At 41.4% G+C, this 302-nt stretch carries 1 protein-coding gene; it reads right to left on the bottom strand.

Features of this window, described 5'->3' with window-relative positions; all coding sequences use genetic code 11:
• Positions 1-302: IS3 family transposase (locus BHC51_RS01020; protein WP_143558714.1), on the bottom strand; the 302-nt coding region annotated here is incomplete at both ends.

Raw genomic sequence — 302 nt, 5'->3', positions numbered from 1 at the left:
GCTTCGTGGAGGAATGCGTTGTTTACGCTTTACCCTGAGATTAAGCTTTAATTCACAATACACCCGATACACACGTTTATGATTCCATTTATAGCCGAGCTTGCTGATGCGATTAAAACATTTAGGAAAGCCCCAGCGTAAATGCTTATCGGTAATAGCACTTAGTACCGACATAATCACTGAATCATCCGGTAATTTAGGTTGATAATAGTAAGCGCAGCGACTTAAGCTAACAATAGCGCAGCTCATGGCAATAGTAACAGAATGACTTTCTTGCAGTTGTACAGCCCAAGCTTTACGTG

The organism is Snodgrassella alvi (assembly GCF_002777745.1).
Classification (GTDB): Bacteria; Pseudomonadota; Gammaproteobacteria; order Burkholderiales; family Neisseriaceae; genus Snodgrassella; species Snodgrassella alvi_D.
The sequence above is the reverse complement of the archived record's forward strand: the minus strand, read 5'-3'. Positions and strand labels throughout refer to the sequence as shown.